We start from the raw sequence: 22,654 nt of genomic DNA, 5'->3' as shown, positions 1-22,654 counted from the left end.
ATCTATGTACTGTTTAGAGCGTGCTTATAAATACTTGTCCAACTTAATACCATAACTTTCTATTCCAATCAAAATGCTATTTCCCATTCTTATCTAACATTTTAATCGCTTTATCAATTTTAGAGATAGTCTTTCCTATTCCAAAATCTACTACTTTTGTATGTGGCTGAGTAGATTTTCTTTTATTAATTCGTTTTAATCCCATAAATGTTCCTCCTGTATCCTCTTTTAATACACATCCTATACAGGTGGTGAAACATTTATGCATAAGAAAAGCAGAGAATCTAATCATCCTCTGCCTAAAAAAAAAATTACCTTGTGTATGTAAGTTTTTCTGCTTTATCATTTGCTGTAAGAACATTACTAAAACCTTCAACAACCGGTACTTGAGTGTTTGGTCGTAAAGAGTTTTTTATAGAGGAGATCGATTTAGATTTTCCTCGTTTAATACCTGCTGGTCTACGAAGAACACTAATTGCTTGTCCATTTTTAGTTGGCATGTTACCCCTCCTGTTTCGATTAAATATGTTTCACATTTATATTAACATAATTACCCAATTTATTCATCAACCTCTTCTAAATCTCCCATATACCAATCAAATATATATAACAAATTTGAGATATGAGAAGCATCAATCCCATCAACAGCTACGTCTCTTGCTTCTAACGTCACGATCATTCCATAGAAATTTCCATAATAGGGGATCGATATGAGTTTTTCCTCTTTCAAAATTATAGTTTCTCCATTCGAAAAAGACATAATCATTTTAGCTTCCTCTTCTTCAACTGTCGAAAAATTAGTAGCGTGTCTTATACTTATTTTAGAAACCTGCGACTGAATTTTATTCAGCTTATCATCCTCGCTAATTGGAGAATTAAACATAAAGAAAGAAATTGCCATCCCAAACGTACTGCTATATAACTGCAAATAATCAGATAATTGACTTTCATATTCTTCTATTGTTTGTGGTATCGGTTTATTTTCGAAATAAGCAGCCGTTTCTTGTATTACTCTTGAAAAATTTTCTACTTTTTTGGCACTTTTTAAAATCATTTGTTTACTGTCTGCCAAAGCCTCACGCACTTCATCTTCATATTTAAACTCTGCACTCCAAATTTTTAAAATGTTAGGACATAAAAAAACGGATAGATCAACAAATACTACTAATGCGGTAATTTCTGTAAGCAACTTCCAATTCTGTAAATCTACTTTACTAGTTATGACTCCAATTGCCATAAAGATCAAATAAACCGTATAAAAGGTTCTTCGAATACGACCTAAGTTGTTGTGAAAACTTTTACTATCCATCCAGTAAAAAGCTAAAACAATTAGTAACAAAATAGCAAATACCCCAAAAAGGATTTTTAAATGTGAAACCTCAAATAAAAACAACAATGTAAAGATTGCTCCGATCATAAATACAAGCATTAGCATGAAAATCACCAAAAAATGAATCCGAATTTTCCCAACCTGTACTTTCATTTAACTCCCCCTCTTATCTTCTATTTTAACAAAGTAAAAATAGGATTTACTGCTAAAATAAGAAAATAATGGGAATAAATTTATACCGATGTTTTATTTTCGATAATTTTTTTGGTCATTCTTTTCAAAGTGATCCTGAAAGAAATCAATAAAAAAGGATGAAATCTCCTGATTTCATCCCTTTTTTCGAAACTACTGAAATTCTTACTTGAATTCAACCGCCATATCATCTTTAAATCCAAATAGATAAGTAAAAATAAAGCCAGCTACATAAGAGATAAGAAGTCCAGCAAGGTATAATAAAATCTGGCTTGTATGAACTAAGAATGAGAGTGGAAGTCCTGAAACACCAACTGCAATCGTTGCGATATGGAAATGGGCCTGAAATGCTCCGCCGACTCCAGCACCTAAACATGCAGTTAAGAATGGGCGTCCTAGCGGAAGGGTTACACCAAAGATTAATGGTTCACCGATTCCAAGCATTCCTGACGGGAGCCCCCCACCAATTGCACGTTTTAAGCTTTTTTTCTTCGTTTTAAAGTAAATGGCAAATGCTGCACCGACTTGACCTGCTCCACCCATAGCAAGGATAGGAAGTAAAGGGTCATCTCCAATCGAGTTGATTAATTCAAGATGAACTGGGGTTAAACCTTGATGAAGTCCTGTTACAACAAGTGGCAGGAATGTTGCGCCAAGCACAAATCCAGCTACTACTCCACCGAAATCAAGAACATGTAGCAAGCCTTTTGTGATTGTATCCGATACAAAACCCCCAACAGGCATAAACACTAGGTATGTAACGATACCAGTTATTAATAACGCTATGGTAGGTGTGAGAATAATATCAAGAGATTGCGGCACAAATTTTCTTACTTGCCTTTCAACTATAGCGATAAAGATTGCTGCAAAAAGAACGCCAATTAACCCTCCACGTCCAGGAAAAAGATTGTTCCCAAACAAAGAGATATCTGCAACTGCAGGGTTGATGACAAGAATTCCAGCCAATGCCCCAAGCGCAGGGGATCCACCAAACTCTTTTGCTGCGTTTATCCCGACTAAGATTCCAAGATAAGCAAACAGACCCGATCCGATAACCGTTAAAATAATAGCCAATTGTGAGTCTGCTGCAAGCCATTCCGCTTGAACAATTGCTTTTGTAATACCCGTTATTAATCCGGAAGCTACAAGGGCAGGAATTAGCGGAATAAAAATACTTGCGATTCTACGTAAAAACAGTTTAAAAGGTTTTGCATTCTTTCGATCAATCTCTGATTTGTTTTTTGAAGCTACATCATTCAAATCAAAATCATCTGCAGCTGCAAGCAGTTTATCAAACTCTGCTGACACTTTATTGACAACACCAGGTCCGAGTATGATTTGAATCGTTCCTTCTTCTACAACTCCAAGAACCCCTTCTGTCTTTTTGATTGCCTCTACGTCTACCTTCGAATGATCCGTCACCGATACACGTAGTCTTGTCATACAATGAGTGGACGTCGAAACATTCTCCACTCCTCCCAAATGCCCTAATAGTTGCTCGGCAATTAATAAATATTTGCTATTCCCCTTTGCCATCTTTACAACTCCTTTTTAGAGTAACCAATTAATTAGTTTTAAAGATTCCCTAACTCAAATACTTAATTATGACATTAGTCGTTTTTGCTAGATTGATAGTTTTTCTAATCGTTATCCCATCCCTTCTTTAACGATTTAATAATTCAGTGAAGTACCTACTTTACAACATAAAAGAAGCTTAATTTCAAGTACACTTTAATTAAACGTAATTTCAAACTTCATATTAAAGTTATTGAAATTTCCTTTTAAATTTTACGCTAAAGCGAGCGTATTTATGACAAGCTAGTATGAGGAAAAGTTTTGCTTTTTTACTACTAGTTGTCCCCTAAACATTCAATTAAAAAGATTAGATGTTTATAAGAATATCAATAAAATTAAACCGATTCCTCACCCCCATCTGGGCTAATGCATATATTGTTATCCAATATAAGTAACGAAAGGGGGCTTTTATCATGCATGTCGATTTAACAGCCATACATTGGCTTTATGTAGCATTTATAGGTTTAATTATCTTGTTTTTAATTCTTAGACGTGACACAAGCCTAGTCTGCCTTGCTGGAATTTTCTTGCTTGGCCTAGTCGCAACTGAATCACTTTCTAGTTCCGTTAGTATCTTGTTTTCGAGTTTTATTTACGCCATAACTGAATTACTTTCTACGATTCTTGTAATCTCGATCATCGTTTCAATGAGTAAAGCATTAACTGATAGCGGAGTGCATCAGGCACTCATCAGTCCATTTACAAAGGTGATGCGAAACGCCACGCTAGCTTATTGGACGATTGGAATTGTAATGATGGTCGTATCGTGGTTTTTCTGGCCATCTCCTGCGGTAGCTTTAATTGGTGCGGTTTTACTTCCAGTTGCTTTGAGAGTTGGGTTACCAGCGTTAGGTGTCGCGATGGCAATGAACTTATTCGGCCATGGTATTGCTCTTTCAAGTGATTATGTAATCCAAGGAGCTCCTAAACTAACAGCTGACGCGGCTGGCATTCCGGTTTCAGATGTTTTACATGCAAGTATTCCACTTGTGATCGTAATGGGTGTTGTGACAACTGTAGTTGCTTTTTACTTCTTAAAACGTGATATGAAAAGAGGACTTTTAACAGTAGAGTTACCTACAGAAGATACGAAAGAAGAGGACTATCTACTTTCATCTACCCAACAAAAATGGATGGCAGCTCTCGTTTTCATTTTATTTGCAGTAGATATATGGGCAATGGTTCACTTCAATTTACAAGGTGGAGATGCAACTGCTTTAATCGGTGGTACTTCATTAATTATCCTTTCAATTCTATCCATGTTAGGACACAAGAATAAAGGATTTGAAGAAGTTACAAATTATTTAATTCATGGATTTAAATTCGGATTTAGAGTATTTGGTCCAGTTATTCCGATTGCAGCTTTCTTCTATCTCGGAGATAGTGGATTTGCAGCAATTATTGGCGATTACTTGCCAAAAGGATCAAATGGGATTGTAAATGATTTAGGTTTTGCTTTAGCACATGCAGCACCTGTAAATCCTGCTGTCGCAGGAGTGACATTAACAACAGTAGGAGCAATTACAGGTTTAGATGGATCTGGATTCTCTGGAATTTCTCTTGCTGGTTCAGTCGCTTCATTATTTGCTACTGCGATTGGTCACGGAGTTGCTACTTTAACTGCTATGGGGCAAATTGCGGCAATTTGGGTTGGCGGTGGAACATTGATTCCTTGGGCGTTGATTCCTGCGGCGGCGATTTGTAATGTTAGTCCGTTTGAGTTGGCAAGGCGGAATTTGTTGCCTGTATTGATTGGATTGGCTGTTACTACTGTTGTTGCGATTTTCTTGATTTAATATATAAAAAAACAGCTATCAGAAAGAAATAGCTGTTTTTTTATGTACATTTATATTTATTACCATAATAGTATCTAGTTCGTATCCGTTTCTAAAAAGAATAAGAATGACTTTTCAATATTCCTATTAACCTAAGTTTTCGTTTCCACAAATAAAAAGCTTACTAAGGCTTGTTATTTTTTAAGTTTAATTTTCTTTTTAGATTGCAGTAATTCTTCTTTTTTATTCAAGAAATTTTCAAACTGTAATAATATACGTATGAGTTCAATAATCTGAGGAAGTTCTTTATGGTGAAAGTTGTCTAAGCGGTCCATCGTAGTAAATTCTATTAGTTTCGATAGATGAATATGGAATGGGTCTGATTTTGTTAAATACCTAAAATCACCTTAATGAGATTGGCAATGGAACCCAAATATTTTATGGTCTTTACCATTATGATCCTTACCATAAAAGTCATAATGATATTCTGCAATTGATTGGTCTTTATTTAATAATTCGTCAACTGTCATGCGATAATCACGGTTTATAAATTTTATATTGTATTTATTTCGAAAACGTGTGGAACCATCATTTACAATCTCTAAAATAATGTCGTTGAAATTCTGTTCAAGTTTACTAAAATTAGTAGTAAATATTATATTACTCATACTCTTTTAACATCTTAGAAAAATGAGACCACGCTACAAGATCTCTTTCTTCTTCTGAAGATTAATTATCCTTACTTGCTAGAATTTGATCTAAGTCACCTCTATATTTTTCTCTCAAGGCATTAATCTCTAGTAAAATTTCTTCACGTTCTTCCTCTTTAGAAATTTTCGGAGGTTTAGTATTATTAATCTGATAGTTTTCAACGATTTCTTTAATTTTTATTCTAGAACCATCAAACGATTTCCATTCAACATTTTCGTTTATCTTCTTATGCTTATTTCTTTCCCTATTAACACCGATAAATCGTCCTTTATTTATCCATTTATTAATAGTGGTTTGACTTACTTGAAAATATTTTGATAGATCGCTTGTTGAGTACTCAAATCCATCTGAAATATTTTCATCTTCAGATTCGACTAATGAATCAATTAATCTAGATAAAACAGCAGAAACAGAACTATTATTTTGTAGTAAACGAGCTATTTGTTCTAAATTAGGAACATTAGGATTCAAATGATTGACGAGCAACTTTATAAAAGCTACATTAATTTCTGACTGTTCGAACAACTTAATGAAATCTTCTGTGTGTTTTTGTACTTCTTCTTTTTCCCTTATAGTAACCAATAATTTCACCTCGCTCACCTCCTATTATACCTCAAACTGAAACCAAACTGAAACTCTACTATCTATTTTATTCAATAAATTAATTTTTAATCCTTTTTCAAATTAAACAGTGATTTATCATTTTTTTATAAATCCAATAATCTTTCACAAAATATGTAAATATAGTAAATAATATCAACTATATATCTAATATAATTAAAATAATCCTTTGAACAGATAGTATAACCTATACTTATTACCAAATAGAGATCTATCTTGGCAATAATAAATGATAATTTATTGCGAGATTAGATCTCTACTAAATTATATTTAATTAGTGATTCACACGTACATAAACCCTACTCTTCAATACATACTCCTCATCAAAAACTCGCAATCTAATAAACTCATTAACAAAAGTAACTTTCTCAATCAATAACTCATCCCTAGTAGCTCTGACCCTTAACTCATCCCCATGCCAATTAAACGTAAATTCTAAACTCTCCCATTCAATTGGAATTCTTGGCGAAACTCTTAACTCCCCATCCAACATACGAACTCCCCCAAATCCATTCACTACACATTGCCAAATTCCACCTAATGATGCAGCATGAATCCCATGATCGCTCGTCTTCATATTAGGTCCAAGATCGATTTTTGCTGCACGCTTGAAAAGGTCATATGCCATTTGATCCTCTTTCATATCACAAGCCAACACACAATGAGTAGATAAAGATAATGAAGAATCATGCAATGTCTTTGGTTCATAATAGCTCCAGTTCGCTCTCTTTACGTTGTGATCAAATAAATCTTCCAACAAGTAAAACAAAATCATAATATCAGCTTGTTTTGAAACTTGAATTTGATTTACTTGTTCAAGATTATAATCCTTAAACATTGAACCTATATTTTCTTGATTCTTATATTTAGACAAATCAATCGTTTTTAACGATAAATAGGTATCATCCTGAGGAATTACGAGATCCTCATTACGTGGACTTGGTAAGTAAATATTCCCTACCTTTTTATCCCAAATTAAAAAGTTCACTCCCAAATCTAATTTTATATTAAGCTCAGAAAATAAAAGCGGTTCACTATTCTTAAGCTCAATGTAATACTCCATTGCCTTCTTTATATTCCAATAAGCCATATAATTCGTAAATGCATTATTGTCTACATGTTCCTTATATTCATCAGGCCCAACAACTTGATTAATATGGTATTCCTGTTTTTCTTCATTCCATTCTAAACGGGAAGACCAGAATATTGCCGTATCAAAGATAATCTCATATCCATACTTCTTCATAAAATCAATATCATTTGTTACTTGGAAATATTGCCAAGTAGCGTAAGCAATATCCGCTGTAATATGCTGCTCAATAAAACCAGACCAAATCTTTGTAGCTTCTCCTGTTATAATATCCGCTGCACCCCAAACCGGAGTTACCTCACCATCTTCTAACCAAGCAGATTCCCACGGATACATCGCACCTTCATATCCATTTTCCAACGCTTTCTTCCGAGCACCATCAATCGTTAAATACCGATACTCTAGCAAACTCCTAGCTTTTTCTGGATCAGTATAAATAAAATAAGGCAGAATAAATATTTCCGTATCCCAGAATGTATGACCTTTATATCCCTCACCTGTTAATCCCTTTGCTCCAATATTCATACGGTTATCATGCACTGGTGTTGATACAGTCAAATGATACTGTGCAAATCGAATTGCCAATTGATCAAACTCATTTTTTGAATAGATCGTAATTGGAGTATGATCCCAAACTTTTTCTTTCCACGCTTTTACGTGGGAATGAAATAATTCATCATAACTTTTTGTTGCTAATTCTTTTATATGAATTAATGATGTATTCTTTAAACGCTCTAAGTTATATTCCTCTTTTGGCCATTCTTTATCTCGACTAGTAAATACATTTGTAATTTTTTCAATTACAACCGTTTCACAGTTCTTCACTTTTATTGGGGTAAATTCTTGAAATATTTTACGCCTCTCTATTGAAATATTAGCTTCATTTTCAATTTCTTGATGCCCTAATTTCACTGAATGATAAGAATTAAAAACGAAATCAATTTTAGATTCAGTTGTCGATTGCACTAATTGCATGTACTTTCCATCATACAAACGTTTTTCCCCTTCAGTAAAATGCTGTGCACCGCTATTCGTCACTTGTGCATTGATTCCTGAAGTTACGACTATCTCAGCACAATTAGTTAATGGTTTAATTTCAACTCTTTGAGCAATTACATGGAGATCATCCAATGAGATAAACCGCTTAAATACGATTTCAAAAACACTACCTAAAGGTGAAACCCAAGTAACTTTACGAACTAATTCTGCATTTTTAAGATTCAATGAACGTTTATATTCAACGATTTTCCCTTCCTGTAAACTAAAAACTTCATTATTTAATTTCAATTCAAACCAAAGCACATCTGCCGCATTTGGTAGCTCAGTTACCTCGTTTTCATCAAACTTATTAAACGTACCAGCAACAAATAAATTACGTGTTTCATTTACATAACGTTCCTCCATCGCTGCACGCTGACCCATGTAGCCATTTCCTAAAGCAAAAATAGCTTCACATTTCCCTAAATACCCAGGATGAAATTCCGTTTCTGTAATCATCCAATTCTTGTATTCACTAGAACCACTTTGATAATCCATTATCCTATTACTCATCGCCCTACTCCTAACTTTAAATTAATCGTAAAATTTTAATTTCATATTAATCAAAACGTTTTGGAATAACAATGGATATTTATTGAACTTTTTAAATTTTACTGCTATATATTTAAATTATTAACAAATAAAACGTTTCGGAAAGTAGTGAAAAAATTATGAGTCTAGTTGATCAATTTATTGCTAGTTTAGGCTTTCAATTTTCAAAAATCGTAAGTTTTCGGTTTCAATCTTTTTGGAAATCTCTCTTTTATTTAGTCATTTTGATTTTACTTTCGGGTTCTATTATTGCTGCCATGAAACTTTCAAAATCAGAGTCGATTGCTAAACAAATTCACAATTTACCCGATAGCTACATGATCAATAAAAGCGGGGCTTCATCGTTAAATGAGAAATGGGCTATTCAATTACCACAAATTGATACTGTCATCGTTTTAGGTGAAACAAGTTCACTAACAGGTATTCAAGGGTTTAAAAATTTGATTTGTATAGGTAAGGAGGGATGGTCGATTGGTCGAGTTGGTTTTCCTACTAAAAAATTAGATTACGAAAAATTTCCGTTTCTAAAAAATAACGAAGAATTAACGAAGAAAGACCTGATTCATATTAGTAAAGATCTAGATCAAACAATAAAAACTTTTGCTCCAATATATCTATATGTTCAGTTGTTTTTGGACTTGCTCATACATTTTGTTCTAGTCAGCATACTAGCCATAGCTGGAAGTAGTTTCAAAAAGCTCCTGCCAATTACATATAAAGAAGTTTGGAACATAACATGTTACGGAATAACTGCTCCAATTGTCGTTAGAACTTTATTTGATCTATTAGGATTCTCCATCCCAATCTTAACAACAATTTATTGGATTGCAGTCGCCCTCTTTACCATTTTGTCCATAAGACATATTCAAACTTCAGAAGAAATAGTTAATCAAGCATCATGATAAAAAGGAGATTGATTTAAAAAAATCAATCTCCTTTTTTTACCGTTGCTACAGATTCCCTTAAAATTAAATCATTCTTCACTTCAATGACTCTTTCTGATTCTTTTCCTTCAAAAATATCAATCAACATATTAGCTGCAGCAACTCCCATTTTATAAGGATATTGCCCGATAGTTGTTAACTTTGGCGTCACATATTGAGAGATTAAAATATTATCAAAACCAATAATTGATAATTGTTCAGGAACAGCTATTTTCAATTCTCTTGCTGCATGCAATGCCCCAAGTGCCATCACATCACTTGCACAAAAAACAGCAGTAATGTCGGGATGATTCAAAAGTAATTTAATCATTTCTTGTTTGGCCTTTTCTTCTTCAAAATCACCATTAACAATCAGTTCTTCACGAAATTCAATCCTATTTTCCTTTATTGCCGCCTCATATGCTTGTTTTCGAACTGTACTAACATGAGCATATTCGGTTCCGTTTATAAAAGCGATGTTTTTATGCCCGACTCGAATTAAGTATTTTACTGCATTTTTAGCACTTTCATACTGATTTGAAGTGACAAATCCGTTTTTCTCTCCGTCACATGGTATATCAATTAGAACGCAAGGTGTCTGACTATTTACAGCTTCTTCTAAATACGGATCATTCATTTTTAACCCTTGAATGATGACCCCATCCAACTGTCTTTCAGCACAGATTTGTTTATATGTTTTATTCTTTTGTTTTGTTGTTGTCGTACTTAATAAAACAAATTCATATTCAGTTTTTGCGAGGAAATCTGATACGCCACATAATATTTCAAACATAAATTGATCCTTAATACTCTCACGTTTTATATCCGATACGATAAACCCAATTGTCTTCGATTGTTTCATTACTAAACTACGGGCTAATATATTCGGGCTATATCCTAGCTCATCTGCAACTTGGAATATTTTAACTCTTGTTTCTTCATTCACATCAGAATATCCATTTAGTGCACGTGAAACTGTCGTAATTGAAAATCCAGTAGCTTTTGAAATATCTTTTAATGTAATTGCCAATGAATAACACTCTCTTTTCAATTTAATCTATTTATTTTATGTAAATTTACCTAAAGGTTTCGATTCAGTAAACTTTACTAATTTCTCGTTTCTATACTTATAGAATAAATGAATTAACACGATTCTTCAATCTTCTCTATTTCATTTTGTAAAAATTTAGACAAATATTTACAAAAATTCCAAAACGTTTCGGATATATAATGAAGTTGCTTAACCTCATTGTTTGCGTTTTCAACCACACAATGTTAAGCAAGTAAATTTTTACTAAATTACTATTTTAGGAGGTATTCTTAATGAAATTTTTGAAACCTGCAACAACGGTCTTATTATCATCCATGCTCCTAGTTTCTGCTGGGTGCGGAAACAAAAATAACGACGAAACTAGTGAAACTGGTTCGACCTTAAAAGGTAAAACAATCTCTGTTGGTTCATGGAAAGGTACAGAAGCTGAAGTAACGACTTGGGATAAAATTCTAAAAAGTTTTGAAAAAGATACTGGAATCAAAGTGCAAAAGAAAATTTACAATGACTATGCTACACAGTTACAAACTGATTTAATTGGTGGTACAGCTCCAGATGTATTTTATGTTGATTCAATGTTAGTTCCTGAATTATCGGCGCAAGGTGTTTTTGAACCGCTAGATCGCTACATCGATAAAACAAAAGACTTTAATAAGGATGATTTCTTCAAACCTGCTTTTGATGCTTTCACTGGCAAAGATGGAAAGCAATATGGGGTTCCAAAGGACTTCTCAACTTTGGGACTATATTACAATGAAGACTTACTTATGAAAGCAGGAATTACTCCTGACGATATTCCAACCGATTCTAGTCAATTACCTGAGTTTCTAAAAAGTTTACAGCAAAAACTTCCAAAAGGCGTATCAGCTGGTACAACAGCTGCAGAGTTAGCACGTCACCTATTTATTCTTCAATCAAATGGTACAGATATTACCGATGACAAAGGCTATGCTGTTTTAACGAAAGCTGACCAAATCGCAGCAATTGAGCCACTCATAAAAGCATACAAAGAAGGATCGATTAAACGACCTGCTGACCTTGGACAAGGCTGGTCTGGTGATTCATTTGGAGCAGGAAAAACAGCTCTAATGGTTGAAGGAAATTGGGCAATTGCTCACTTAAATCAAAACTTCCCAGATGTAAAATACGGTACAAAAGAAGTCCCTAAGATTAATGATAAAAACGGATCAATGATGTTCACAGTGAGTTACTCAATGAACGCAAACTCAAAAGAAAAAGACGCTGCTTGGGAATTCATCAAATACACAACTGGCAAAAAAGGAATGAAAATTTGGTCTGAAGGTACTAGAACTTTACCATCAAGAAAATCAGTTTCGGAGGAATTAAAATTTGGTGAAGATAAAATCCTTAGTCCATTTATTGCCGCTGGTACATACGCAACACCATGGCAAAAAGGTGACACCCTTTCAATCATCGCACGCGAATACAATAATATGCTTCCATCTGCATTAAAAGGTGAAATGACTATTCAAGAAGCAATGAAAAAAGCAGAAGACGCTGCAAATAAAGATATTAAAATCCAATTAAATAAGTAATTAAAAAATCACTTGGGGACGGATTTAAAAGTCAGTCCCCTCTCCCTTTTAAAAAATAAAAGTAAAGGAGTTTATGATGACTAGTACCGAGTCCAGTTCACCTAAACGTTCAGAGCCAAGAAGAGCAAAAAATAAATATAAAGTCCATGAATCGATTCAAGGTTATGGATTTATGCTTCCAACATTAATCATACTGCTCGTTTTTACATTATTACCAGTTTTATATTCCCTGTTTCTATCCTTCACAAAAGTAAATTTATTCGGTGGAATTAGCTATGATTGGGTTGGTTTTAAGAATTATACAAATGCCTTAAAAGATGAGAGATTGTGGATCGCGTTCAAAAACACGTTGCGATATGTAGTGTTTGTCGTACCGATTCAAACCGCAGTTTCACTTGTTATTGCCTCTGTACTTAATTCTGGCATAAAATTTCAAAAAACATTTAGAACGATTTTTTTCTTACCTACCCTTACTTCTAGTTCCGCACTAACAATGATCTTTATGTTCTTATTCAGCCTTAATGGCCCATTTAATAATTTACTCGTCAAAATTGGCATTCTAGCTGAACCAGTTAACTTTATCAATGAAACGAACTTTGCATTAACTACGATTATGATCATGAATATTTGGTCAACTGTCCCTTTCTTTATGACGATTTATCTAGCAGGCCTCCAAGACATCCCTCATTCTCTATACGAATCAGCAGAGATTGACGGGGCAAATGCTTGGCAAAAACTAATTAAAATTACAATTCCAAACTTAACACCTATCACAAACTATGTACTATTGATGGGAATTATTGGGACATTCCAATTATTCGACCAAGCTTATATCATATCAGGCGGATCCGGTGGCCCAAGTAATGCAACCCTGACCTTTTCACTCATAATCTATCAATATGCATTTAAAACAATTGGCACAATGGGTTATGCATCCACTCTAGCAATACTATTAACAGTCATTATCTTTGTCGTTTCAATGCTTGCCCGTAAATTAAACAAAGAAGAATCTTTCTATTAAAGGAGTGAAAAGTGTTGAAGAAAATGAAATTCACTAGAGTATTAACCTATACCATTCTCATCATCTATGCACTAGTCACACTTTACCCATTCCTTTGGGCAGTTCTAGCAGCATTCAAGCCATACAAAGAAATTGTTGGTGGGGGGCTATCCTTACTACCAAACGAACCTACTTTTGATAATTTCAAATATATATTCACGAGAGACCCATTATTTACTAGATGGATTTTCAATTCATTCTTAATCGCTACGATTGGAATGATTGTAAATGTCATTCTAAACACAATGTCCGGCTATGCACTGGCTAGAATTCGCTTTCCAGGTAGACACTATATTTTTCTATTAATCTTAGCTTTAATGATGGTGCCTGGACAAATCTTATTAATACCAAACTATCTCATCATGAAATCACTTGGATTACTTGATAACTATTCTTCATTAATCATTCCAGGTGCGATTAACTTCGCCTATATTTTTATGATGAGACAATTCTTCGTGAACTTCCCTAAAGAGATTGAAGAAGCTGCCTATGTTGAAGGGCTTAGTAAATTTGGGACGTTTTGGAGAGTCGTATTCCCGGTTGCAAGAGCATCCGTTGCGACTCAAGCTGTGTTTGTATTTTTAGCATTTTGGAATGAATTCATGAAGCCATTGCTTTATATTACTTCACCACATAAATACACATTAACGCTTGGACTTCAATCATTTCAAAGTCAAAACGCCACTCAGTGGAATTACATAATGGCTGCTTCGGTCGTTTCGATTATTCCTATTATTATTATTTACATTCTATTAAACCGTTATTTCATGCAAGGCTTTAGGGTCGGCAGTGATAAGTAAATGGAGGTATTTTTATGGCAAAAATAGAGGCAGTAATATTTGATCTTGATGGTGTTATTACGGATACAGCTGAGTTTCATTATATTGCTTGGAAAAAGCTTGCGGATGATTTAGGGATTAAAATTGATCGGGAGTTTAACGAAACGTTGAAAGGGGTTAGTCGAACGGAGTCTTTGGAGAGGATTCTTGAGCTTGGTAATAGGCAGAATGATTTTAGTGCTGAGGAAAAAGATGAGTTGGCAACTAAGAAGAATCGTCATTATGTAGAGTTGTTACAGGAAATTACACCTAAGGATCTGCTACCTGGTATTGAGGAATTTTTGAAGGAATTAAGATTAGCAGGTTTGAAAATTGGTATGGCTTCGGCTTCGAGAAATGCATTTTTGGTTGTCGATAAATTGGAGATTGGTCATTACTTTGATCATATTGTGGATGCGGCGACTGTGAAGAATTCAAAGCCTGGTCCGGAGGTGTTTTTGAGGGCTGCTGAGGCTTTAGGTGTCTCTCCTGATCGGTGTGTTGGGATTGAGGATTCTGTTGCTGGGGTTGAGGCGATTAATTGTGCTGGGATGTTTTCGGTTGGGATTGGGAGTAGGGATATTCTTAGTCGAGCTAATCTGGTACTTAATTCAACAAAAGAAATTGATATAAATCGGGTAATTGATTACTATTTTTAATGATATAGAAGCTGCATTGTAAATAATATCTTTAGTAGAAAAATTATTATTAGTAGAAATATATAAAGATACTTGACCTTTCTCGTTTTTATGGTTGAAATATCCTTACTAACCAGAAAAGGAGATTATCCTATGTGTCCAAAATGTAATTCAAAATCTTATGCTCTCATTAATTGTGCTGTCTTAGGACATTATCGACTAGAGTACAGACAATGTAAACAATGTTTTTATCGATATAAAGTAAAAGTTCAGCTATAAAGATTTGAATTAAGACCAAATCATTATTTGATTTGGTCTACTCAAACTTCAAGCATATAAAATAGTTTTATTTTAAGTCGTACTCACTCACGTTAGATGCACCCATCCCCCATCCCCCATCCGATTAATCCAATGTTCTCATGATCAACTTCTTCTTTAATTGATAAGAACGTAATCGCATTTTGTAATATCCTCTACTAGTTTATCTAAAACACCCTACCAACTTTAAAGTTTTGATTTTTAATATATTCAAACCATCAATATACAGCTAAAAACTCGCTATCTTTCTAGTAATTAATAGTAGCTATATGTAAATATTTTTAATAAAATTAAACTATTGTTAGAAAACAAATGTAAATTTACAACTAGATATCGGAGGAGTATTGTGTCAAATTATAAATCACAACTGAAACGAATCGTCGAAGATTTAAAAAATACAGATATAGCAATTCGTTCAAATGCAATTCATGTATTAATCGAACTATCAGAAGTAGAAGATGATCTTCAATTAAATTTATTAACTTTAGAATGGTTAGCAAAAGAAGCTGCTTATCAATATCCAAAGCCAATTAAAGAATGGGATGAACCTAGTTACCATCTGATCAACTTCATTACTCATTTCCAGCTACCTGAATTAATCGAGTGCTTAATAAAATATTATCCTGAATATAGTCAGGCTGCTAAAGAAGAAGTATTTCGATACATAACCTCTTTTGAAGGAGAAGAGCACGAAATAGCAATCCTAGATTTAATAGAACAAGATATTCAAAACAATCAAGTTGTTTTACCACTTGATGTACTATACGACAATCCTGCCATAATGATTAAACTACTAGACAAACATACTCAATTATTTGAAGTAGAAAAATATAAAACTACTTTCTATCGATTGTTGTCATTCTGTTTAGATAAAGGTTATCTAGACCGTTTCAAACCAAAATACATCGCGCCTTTGTTATTAGTCGATTATCAAAAGCAAATAGAAGAAATTCTACCTTATCAAAATGATTATAATATTAAGTTTGTATATGCCTCATGGAAAGACAACTATTTACAACAACGTATGATCATGTCAATCTACCTATCTTTAATGGAGTATTACTTTTATGAAGAGATGACACCATTTATAAAAGAAGCAATGTCATTTCCTGACCCGTTTATCCGAACTAGTGCGATTATCACCGCTCTTCAAAGAAACATTGAGGTACCAAAAGAACTTCTATTGGACTGTGCAACGAATTTAGAATCAACAGAATACTTTTACTGGGAAATACTTAGAATTCGTAAGGAACACTTATTCCCTATTAAAGAGTACAAACAAGAATATTTCGCTAAAAGTCACTTGTTTCAATATATCGTGCATGAACATGAGTTTGTACCTGAAAAAATCGAGTTAATTAAACCATTGGATATTGAAAATTCATATAACCAACCGATCCGTTATTATTTAGCTTCCGTTTCATATGATGATCAAGTCATTCCAGCATGGGTAGGTGCATATGCGCTAGAGGAAGAAGATGACTCTGTTCATATGTGGGAAGGTACTTATTTAGAAGATGGACAGTTCAGTGACAAATCAATCGAAGAGCATATACAACTATTTATGCACAAAAGGGAGAATGAAAAGGAAGAAGATGCTTCAACTGTTTACTACGAAGGTACACCAAAACTAAGTAAATGGTACTACGTTTGGTACGTCCTACTTGCTTATAGAGGCTATCAAGCATTCTCTACAATGGACCCAGTATACATCACATTAACAACTTTATTTGCAGCTTTAATCGTTTCATATCATGTTTATAAAAACAAACTATTAAAAAAGAAAATCGAAATCGTTGGGAATGTTGTACGATATACCGAGAAGGATGCGCATTCTCAAATCTTACTAGAAGACATCAAAAAAATAACAATTCAAAAATCGAATATGAAAACAAGACTTCTTGACCGTCGTTCCAAAGTTGTAGCCATTTACAACAAACAAAACAAAGTTGCACTTGAATTCCCATTAGAATGTGTGGCTTACGATGAATTCGCATTTGTTGTAGATCAATTAACGGATCATTTAAAAGAACAACCGCATATCCAGCAACAATAACAAAAAGAGATGCCGTTATTGGCATCTCTTTTCTTAACTTAATCGTAACTCCATTTTTCTATTTTTTGTCGTCATTCCAATTGACTCGTAGAAATGGATTGCATTTTGATTACTTTCTGAAACGCCCAATTCAATACTATCTACATTCAATTCTCTTGCGAAGTCAAAAACAAACTGCATAAGTTTTCTTCCAATCCCCTTTTTCCTACTCGCATCATCAACACATAAACTATTTACAAGTAAGATTTTCCTCGTGTTTACAAATGAATTTTCAACTACTTCCTCTTCCTTTAAAACAGCTACACCTACTATTTCAGTATCTAGAGTAGCCACGTAAATATGTTGCTTATCATCTTTTAGTTGATTCGTAAAATCCTCTTCCCCCACCGGAGTCGAGTTCTCCTTGTATAGATCAGGTCGTTCAAATACATGCAAATCATGAACTTGTCTAAATAAAGATAATAATGAGTTGTAATCTTCTTCATTTGCATTGCGGATACGAATCTCCATGCAGCTCACCTCTGTTGTTTTAACATTTATTATATTATTAAAGCGCTCCATTGGAAACAATCCTTCAAGAAAAATGCCGAGTATTTAATGTTGGCATTTTTCTTGAAGTTTTTTTGTTACAAAAATAAATTGTTTACAAGTTAGAAACATCCTGTGTTCAAGTTAGATACAACTAAAAAGTAAGATACAAATATAAGATTTCAGGAGAGTGATATAGGGGAAAAATCAATCTTTTAATAGCAATTTTAATTATTTAATTCTAATTTTACTAAGGAGAGAGACCATGTCTAATAAGATAATATGGATACTTTTGGGAATGTTTTTAATTCTCTTACCAACAGCCAATGCAACAACGTTTAAGCTAGGTTTTAACGGCAATGAGTTCTCTCATAATATAGAAAATCTAAGTTTAAACACTTCCGAGTCTACTTACGGTCAGACAATTGATGTAAGTTTAACAACGAAAAAAAATGTTGAAACAGTTTCGTTAACATTTTTAAATGGTACAAATCAGAAACATATTTCTTTATCAAAAACATCAGCACACCAATTTTCAGGAAAAATAAAGATCACAAGTTCATTCACAAAAGGTAACTATAAACTTAATTCAATTAAATTAGATCATAAAAATCTAGTAATCTCTGATAAAAAAATCAAGTTCACTATTTTAGATTTACCGACTCCGATCATTGATCAAGTCACAAATCAATCAACATCGATTAATGGATCATTTTTATCAAATAGCCATGTGGAAGTGTATAAAGATTCTACTTTAATTAACACAGTAAAAACAAATGAAAACGGTGAATACAACTATGTAATAAAACCATTCAAAGAATATACTAAGTTAACCATCATTGGAGTAAGTGAAGGAATTAAAAGTAAACCTACTTCGATTATTGTAAAGGATACGATTGCACCATCCATTTCTTCTGTATCTGCTGTAACAGACCAATCACAGTTTGTTAATGGAAAATCTGAACCTTCTGCATCTGTAAAAGTTTATATGAATGAAACACTAATCGGTCAAAGTATCGTTAGCTCATCAGGAAACTTCAATGTGAAAATTGGAAAACAAAAAGCGAATTCATTTATAAAAGTAATCGTTGGTGACAAGAGTAATAATCAAAGTAAACCATTAACAGTACGTGTATCGCACTACACTCCACCGGTAGTACAAGATACAGTTAAACATAATACATCATTATCAACTGGACAACTGATTATGATTAATACAAATACAAATAAATTAACTTACTATCATAATGGCAAAATCATTAAAAGCTTTAATGTTGCAACAGGCAAGTCGTCAACTCCAACACCTACTGGAAAGTTTACAATCGTAAACAAAATTAAGAACCGCCCATGGTACAAAGGGAATATTCCTGGAGGCGATCCTCGAAATCCACTAGGTAAACGTTGGATGGGACTAAGCGTAGGTGCTGCATATGGTATCCATGGAAACAGTAATGAAAGTTCCATAGGAAGTTCAGTAAGTTCAGGTTGTGTTCGCATGCATAATAGTGATATTCAATGGTTATTTGAGCAAATTAAAGTTGGAACTACTGTTATTATTGCTAAATCTTCTAATTCTAATGTGGCAATTGCGCAATCTTATGGTATATCGATTGTATAGGTAAAGAAAGAGGCTGTTTCTTTAGTCAGTTTTTGTGACTAAGGGACGCCTCTTTCTTTATATAGCTATGTGTAAAAATGAATACTAACAATAGTCGCCATTTTCATCAATTCCAATTGGATAGTAAGGCAAACCATTCATTAATTTAAATAATTCATACGGATCCCCATCATTTGAAAGCCAGTCAATTGTAAAGACTTTTGGATTAACATATTCGTCAGAACCAAGTTTTTGGTTATTTACATTTAATGCATTGCACTTTAACCAATATTTCCTGAACACAGTAATAACCCTACCTGAGCAGCATATAGGATCAAAATTTCCAATTATAAATTTCTCAATCTCTTCTTCTGATTTTCCTTCAATTAACATCTCTTCTCTAATCGAATCCAATTTATCTTCTTCACACGAAACAGCATTATCTAGCTCTTTTACATATTCATTAAATAATTTTTTATATGTATTATACATTTATATCTCCTGTTTATTTTTAATGTTATGATATTTTCACATCAATTTGTTTTAAATTTCAAACCACCATTCATTAGTCTAAAAATGAATAATAAATGAAAATACGGATAGACAAACAGTGCTAAAGCTGGCACAACAACCACAGGGATCGAAAACAATAATAATTGAATTAAGTAATCATAATACCACTTTTTTTTTGGTGTTCTCTTAACAATAAAATCGATTATTAGTGTTGTTGGAACTCCGATAACCACATAACCAATAAAGCTCATATATGCCATAAGCAAATAGAATCCCCCTTCTGCATACGCAAGGTTTTCTTCAGCTCGGAATTCAGGAACTATAATAAAATGAGCAAGATTAAGTAGTACAATAGAAACAATAATTGCTAGAAATATCTTTTTCATAAAAATAACACCCTTTCCTTAATTACTATTATAAAGATTTAATAAAAGAAAGGGTGTTTAATTATTAAATTATTATTTGAATATATATTACCAATTAATGAAATAGAAAAGTCCGCTGTAGCAATATTAAAGACTCACAAATACACTTACATACAAACATTAATTATCCTCAATTATTTCCATTATATTAGCTGCCAGCATTTCCCTTATAGGTCTAATAAAACTTTTCCCTGCTCCCCAACCAAAGTCAAATAATCCTTCACCATTACCTGAGGAAATACACTTAACATATGTCACATCATTAAAATTATCAATGGTAACTGTCAACGTGGCTGTACTATTGTTTCTAAAGAAGAATTTTTGAAATACTAGTATAACAATTTCTTTCTCTCCAGCAGCTTTATAGTCTTGAAAAATTAAATTAGATTTTAAATCTTCGTCCTCTAAAATACGTTGACATCCTTGCATTGGCTTTATATTTACAGTTAATTCTAAGTAATGTTTCATATGATGCCTTCTCCTCCAATAATTAGATCGATAAGTAAATTTAATATAAATTGACCAAATCATCTATTTTCAGTTAATTATAACAACTATTTCCTTTAAGTTTCCAAAGCAGATTAGCCTATATTTCCACGTGTAGTCTCTCGGTCTTCTATATTTGTATATCGATAAATCTAGCCTTTTAATATATTAATTAACCCAAAAATCATAAAAGCTAAACTTAAGCATCTAATAATTGAACCATCTTAGTATAAAGAAAAATAGAGGATGATCATAATGATCACCCTCTTTTCATTCTTCAACTAATCCATTGAATTAGTTAATTTTAGTTATTTTATTATCTGTTTGTTCATCTAATGGTACTCGTTTTCCAATACCAAAAGCATAAAAACTAATCGCAACAATTGCTAAGAAAATAATACCTACAATAAGTGAAACTCGTGTGTCGTCATTAAACCACATTCCGATTAATACAAGAACTAAGTAAGCCAATGTTAAATAGTTCGTAAAAGGAGCAAATGGCATTTTAAATGGATGATCATCAATTTCAGATCCCTTTGCTTTTCTGAATCGAATATGACTAATTAGAATGACAAACCATGGAATCATACCAGGAAGTACACTTGCACTGTATACATATACGAATAAGTTTTTAGGTGCAATGAAGTTTAAGATAACACCAACTACTAAACCAATAAGAACACCAATCGTACCAAATAAAGGCACTCCGTTATTTGAGATTTTTGCAAAATATTTTGGTGCTTGTCCGTTTACTCCTAATGTATAAAGCATACGTCCTGCACTATAAATACCACTGTTACAGCCTGACATTGCAGCTGTGATTACTACGAAGTTAATAATACCAGCCGCTGCTGTAATACCAACTTTAGCAAACGTTACAACAAACGGGCTTCCAATTGTATTTAGCTCATTCCATGGATAAACTGTTACAATTACAAAAATCGCACCAATATAGAAGATTAAAATACGCCAAATTGTACTTTGAGTCGCATCTCTTAATGTTTTTTTCGGATTTTCTGCTTCTCCAGCTGTAATACCAATTAATTCAACACCTTGATAAGCTCCAACAACAAGTGATAGTGCAAAGAAGAATCCAGACCAGCCACCTGTAAAGAAGCCACCATTTTCCCATAAGTTAGATAATCCAATCGCATCTCCACCGTTACCAAGGCCAAAGAAAATTAAACCAAAACCTGCAATAATCATTAATAAAATTGTAACGATTTTAATCATTGCAAACCAAAATTCAAATTCACCAAATGATTTAACAGAAATTAAATTCGCTGCTCCAAGAATTACAATTGCAATCATACCCGGAATCCAAGCTGGTAGGTCAGGAAACCAGAACTTCATGTATGCTCCAACCGCGATAATTTCTGACATTCCAACAATAACCCACTGGAACCAGTTACTCCATGCAGTCATATACCCAGCTAAAGGATGGATATATTTATGTCCAAATGTAGCAAATGAACCTGTACTTGGTTCTAAATACAACATTTCACCCATTGCACGCATAATAAAGAAAATAAACATACCCGAAATTGCATAAGCAAGCATTACTGATGGACCTGTCCACTGAATTGTACTCGTTGAGCCCATAAATAAACCTACACCAATTGTACCGCCCAAAGCGATCATCTGTATGTGACGCGCTCCGAGGCCTCTCTTCAATTCCTTTTGTGCCATACTATTTCCTCCCCAAAAATAAAATACTATAATCTCTATTTTGTTTGAAACAATGAAACTAGTGTCACTTTTTTATCTATCAAAAAAACTGATCCCTAAAATCATTGTTAAG

The 22,654-nt window shown here is 33.4% G+C and carries 21 protein-coding genes; 8 read left to right on the top strand and 13 right to left on the bottom strand.

Annotation, left to right across the window (positions count from 1 at the left end):
- Window positions 1-76 precede the first annotated feature (76 nt).
- The 4 genes from COC46_RS22620 to COC46_RS05855 all read right to left on the bottom strand — a co-directional run bounded on the left by COC46_RS22620 (window position 77) and on the right by COC46_RS05855 (window position 3,058).
- On the bottom strand, window positions 77-205 hold the full coding sequence (locus tag COC46_RS22620) for a hypothetical protein (protein ID WP_255294825.1): 129 nt from the start codon (window positions 203-205) through the stop codon (window positions 77-79).
- A 106-nt stretch (window positions 206-311) separates the two neighbouring features.
- Complete coding sequence (locus tag COC46_RS05865; RefSeq protein WP_098808806.1) at window positions 312-500, bottom strand: hypothetical protein; 189 nt, start codon at window positions 498-500, stop codon at window positions 312-314.
- A gap of 59 nt (window positions 501-559) precedes the next feature.
- Complete coding sequence (locus COC46_RS05860) at window positions 560-1,483, bottom strand: type II toxin-antitoxin system SpoIISA family toxin (RefSeq protein WP_098808805.1); 924 nt, start codon at window positions 1,481-1,483, stop codon at window positions 560-562.
- A gap of 204 nt (window positions 1,484-1,687) precedes the next feature.
- Window positions 1,688-3,058, bottom strand: a complete 1,371-nt coding sequence (locus tag COC46_RS05855; RefSeq protein ID WP_098808804.1) for a PTS transporter subunit EIIC — start codon at window positions 3,056-3,058, stop codon at window positions 1,688-1,690.
- A gap of 452 nt (window positions 3,059-3,510) precedes the next feature.
- Here COC46_RS05855 and COC46_RS05850 point away from each other — a divergent pair, with 452 nt between their 5' ends.
- A complete protein-coding gene (locus COC46_RS05850) occupies window positions 3,511-4,893 on the top strand; it encodes a hypothetical protein (RefSeq protein WP_098808803.1) in 1,383 nt (460 codons plus the stop codon).
- Between the two features lie 386 nt (window positions 4,894-5,279).
- On the opposite strand, the gene COC46_RS05845 is transcribed toward COC46_RS05850, so the two are convergent.
- The 3 genes from COC46_RS05845 to COC46_RS05835 all read right to left on the bottom strand — a co-directional run bounded on the left by COC46_RS05845 (window position 5,280) and on the right by COC46_RS05835 (window position 8,845).
- The gene (locus COC46_RS05845; RefSeq protein ID WP_098808802.1) at window positions 5,280-5,540 is read right to left on the bottom strand and encodes a hypothetical protein; all 261 of its coding nucleotides are present in this window, start codon (window positions 5,538-5,540) and stop codon (window positions 5,280-5,282) included.
- A 61-nt stretch (window positions 5,541-5,601) separates the two neighbouring features.
- The gene (locus tag COC46_RS05840; protein ID WP_098808801.1) at window positions 5,602-6,174 is read right to left on the bottom strand and encodes a MerR family transcriptional regulator; all 573 of its coding nucleotides are present in this window, start codon (window positions 6,172-6,174) and stop codon (window positions 5,602-5,604) included.
- Window positions 6,175-6,478: 304 nt separating this feature from the next.
- Window positions 6,479-8,845 (bottom strand): glycoside hydrolase family 65 protein, encoded by a 2,367-nt coding sequence (locus COC46_RS05835; protein WP_176545068.1) that lies wholly within the window; start codon window positions 8,843-8,845, stop codon window positions 6,479-6,481.
- Window positions 8,846-9,003: 158 nt separating this feature from the next.
- Here COC46_RS05835 and COC46_RS05830 point away from each other — a divergent pair, with 158 nt between their 5' ends.
- On the top strand, window positions 9,004-9,786 hold the full coding sequence (locus COC46_RS05830) for a DUF1189 family protein (protein WP_098808800.1): 783 nt from the start codon (window positions 9,004-9,006) through the stop codon (window positions 9,784-9,786).
- A 25-nt stretch (window positions 9,787-9,811) separates the two neighbouring features.
- On the opposite strand, the gene COC46_RS05825 is transcribed toward COC46_RS05830, so the two are convergent.
- Window positions 9,812-10,837, bottom strand: coding sequence for a LacI family DNA-binding transcriptional regulator (locus COC46_RS05825; RefSeq protein ID WP_098808799.1), 1,026 nt, complete (start codon window positions 10,835-10,837; stop codon window positions 9,812-9,814).
- Between the two features lie 293 nt (window positions 10,838-11,130).
- Here COC46_RS05825 and COC46_RS05820 point away from each other — a divergent pair, with 293 nt between their 5' ends.
- The 5 genes from COC46_RS05820 to COC46_RS05800 all read left to right on the top strand — a co-directional run bounded on the left by COC46_RS05820 (window position 11,131) and on the right by COC46_RS05800 (window position 17,304).
- The gene (locus COC46_RS05820) at window positions 11,131-12,414 is read left to right on the top strand and encodes an ABC transporter substrate-binding protein (RefSeq protein ID WP_098808798.1); all 1,284 of its coding nucleotides are present in this window, start codon (window positions 11,131-11,133) and stop codon (window positions 12,412-12,414) included.
- Window positions 12,415-12,487: 73 nt separating this feature from the next.
- Window positions 12,488-13,435: a carbohydrate ABC transporter permease gene (locus COC46_RS05815; RefSeq protein WP_098808797.1), complete on the top strand. Its 948-nt coding sequence runs from the start codon at window positions 12,488-12,490 to the stop codon at window positions 13,433-13,435.
- A gap of 23 nt (window positions 13,436-13,458) precedes the next feature.
- Complete coding sequence (locus tag COC46_RS05810) at window positions 13,459-14,274, top strand: carbohydrate ABC transporter permease (protein ID WP_098808838.1); 816 nt, start codon at window positions 13,459-13,461, stop codon at window positions 14,272-14,274.
- A 14-nt stretch (window positions 14,275-14,288) separates the two neighbouring features.
- On the top strand, window positions 14,289-14,951 hold the full coding sequence (gene pgmB / locus COC46_RS05805) for a beta-phosphoglucomutase (protein WP_098808796.1): 663 nt from the start codon (window positions 14,289-14,291) through the stop codon (window positions 14,949-14,951).
- A 643-nt stretch (window positions 14,952-15,594) separates the two neighbouring features.
- Window positions 15,595-17,304: a hypothetical protein gene (locus COC46_RS05800; protein ID WP_098808795.1), complete on the top strand. Its 1,710-nt coding sequence runs from the start codon at window positions 15,595-15,597 to the stop codon at window positions 17,302-17,304.
- Window positions 17,305-17,337: 33 nt separating this feature from the next.
- On the opposite strand, the gene COC46_RS05795 is transcribed toward COC46_RS05800, so the two are convergent.
- Window positions 17,338-17,814, bottom strand: coding sequence for a GNAT family N-acetyltransferase (locus COC46_RS05795; RefSeq protein WP_098808794.1), 477 nt, complete (start codon window positions 17,812-17,814; stop codon window positions 17,338-17,340).
- Between the two features lie 283 nt (window positions 17,815-18,097).
- On the opposite strand from COC46_RS05795, the gene COC46_RS22120 reads away from it, so the two are divergent.
- Window positions 18,098-19,450 (top strand): L,D-transpeptidase family protein, encoded by a 1,353-nt coding sequence (locus COC46_RS22120; protein WP_176545067.1) that lies wholly within the window; start codon window positions 18,098-18,100, stop codon window positions 19,448-19,450.
- 84 nt (window positions 19,451-19,534) lie between these two features.
- Here the strand turns inward: COC46_RS22120 and COC46_RS05785 are convergent, their stop codons facing one another.
- The 4 genes from COC46_RS05785 to COC46_RS05770 all read right to left on the bottom strand — a co-directional run bounded on the left by COC46_RS05785 (window position 19,535) and on the right by COC46_RS05770 (window position 22,542).
- Entirely contained in the window at window positions 19,535-19,921 is a 387-nt protein-coding gene (locus COC46_RS05785; RefSeq protein ID WP_098808793.1) for a hypothetical protein, read from the bottom strand.
- 41 nt (window positions 19,922-19,962) lie between these two features.
- The gene (locus tag COC46_RS05780; RefSeq protein WP_098808792.1) at window positions 19,963-20,328 is read right to left on the bottom strand and encodes a hypothetical protein; all 366 of its coding nucleotides are present in this window, start codon (window positions 20,326-20,328) and stop codon (window positions 19,963-19,965) included.
- 159 nt (window positions 20,329-20,487) lie between these two features.
- The gene (locus COC46_RS05775) at window positions 20,488-20,835 is read right to left on the bottom strand and encodes a DUF6054 family protein (protein WP_098808791.1); all 348 of its coding nucleotides are present in this window, start codon (window positions 20,833-20,835) and stop codon (window positions 20,488-20,490) included.
- Between the two features lie 312 nt (window positions 20,836-21,147).
- The gene (locus COC46_RS05770; RefSeq protein WP_098808790.1) at window positions 21,148-22,542 is read right to left on the bottom strand and encodes an amino acid permease; all 1,395 of its coding nucleotides are present in this window, start codon (window positions 22,540-22,542) and stop codon (window positions 21,148-21,150) included.
- Window positions 22,543-22,654: the final 112 nt, after the last annotated feature.

Source organism: Bacillus sp. AFS041924, from assembly GCF_002577195.1.
Lineage (GTDB): Bacteria > Bacillota > Bacilli > Bacillales > Bacillaceae_G > Gottfriedia.
The sequence above is the reverse complement of the archived record's forward strand: the minus strand, read 5'-3'. Positions and strand labels throughout refer to the sequence as shown.

Excerpts from the sequence above, each read along its gene's own strand:
- COC46_RS05785 (WP_098808793.1), bottom strand. The coding sequence starts at position 19,921 with ATGTATAATACATATAAAAAATTATTTAATGAATATGTAAAAGAGCTA.
- COC46_RS05775 (WP_098808791.1), bottom strand. The coding sequence starts at position 20,835 with ATGAAACATTACTTAGAATTAACTGTAAATATAAAGCCAATGCAAGGA.
- COC46_RS05770 (WP_098808790.1), bottom strand. The coding sequence starts at position 22,542 with ATGGCACAAAAGGAATTGAAGAGAGGCCTCGGAGCGCGTCACATACAG.
- COC46_RS05865 (WP_098808806.1), bottom strand. The coding sequence starts at position 500 with ATGCCAACTAAAAATGGACAAGCAATTAGTGTTCTTCGTAGACCAGCA.
- COC46_RS05815 (WP_098808797.1), top strand. The coding sequence starts at position 12,488 with ATGATGACTAGTACCGAGTCCAGTTCACCTAAACGTTCAGAGCCAAGA.
- COC46_RS22120 (WP_176545067.1), top strand. The coding sequence starts at position 18,098 with ATGTCTAATAAGATAATATGGATACTTTTGGGAATGTTTTTAATTCTC.
- pgmB (WP_098808796.1), top strand. The coding sequence starts at position 14,289 with ATGGCAAAAATAGAGGCAGTAATATTTGATCTTGATGGTGTTATTACG.
- COC46_RS22620 (WP_255294825.1), bottom strand. The coding sequence starts at position 205 with ATGGGATTAAAACGAATTAATAAAAGAAAATCTACTCAGCCACATACA.
- COC46_RS05860 (WP_098808805.1), bottom strand. The coding sequence starts at position 1,483 with ATGAAAGTACAGGTTGGGAAAATTCGGATTCATTTTTTGGTGATTTTC.
- COC46_RS05795 (WP_098808794.1), bottom strand. The coding sequence starts at position 17,814 with ATGGAGATTCGTATCCGCAATGCAAATGAAGAAGATTACAACTCATTA.
- COC46_RS05835 (WP_176545068.1), bottom strand. The coding sequence starts at position 8,845 with ATGAGTAATAGGATAATGGATTATCAAAGTGGTTCTAGTGAATACAAG.
- COC46_RS05830 (WP_098808800.1), top strand. The coding sequence starts at position 9,004 with ATGAGTCTAGTTGATCAATTTATTGCTAGTTTAGGCTTTCAATTTTCA.
- COC46_RS05845 (WP_098808802.1), bottom strand. The coding sequence starts at position 5,540 with ATGAGTAATATAATATTTACTACTAATTTTAGTAAACTTGAACAGAAT.
- COC46_RS05820 (WP_098808798.1), top strand. The coding sequence starts at position 11,131 with ATGAAATTTTTGAAACCTGCAACAACGGTCTTATTATCATCCATGCTC.
- COC46_RS05810 (WP_098808838.1), top strand. The coding sequence starts at position 13,459 with ATGAAATTCACTAGAGTATTAACCTATACCATTCTCATCATCTATGCA.
- COC46_RS05780 (WP_098808792.1), bottom strand. The coding sequence starts at position 20,328 with ATGAAAAAGATATTTCTAGCAATTATTGTTTCTATTGTACTACTTAAT.
- COC46_RS05850 (WP_098808803.1), top strand. The coding sequence starts at position 3,511 with ATGCATGTCGATTTAACAGCCATACATTGGCTTTATGTAGCATTTATA.
- COC46_RS05855 (WP_098808804.1), bottom strand. The coding sequence starts at position 3,058 with ATGGCAAAGGGGAATAGCAAATATTTATTAATTGCCGAGCAACTATTA.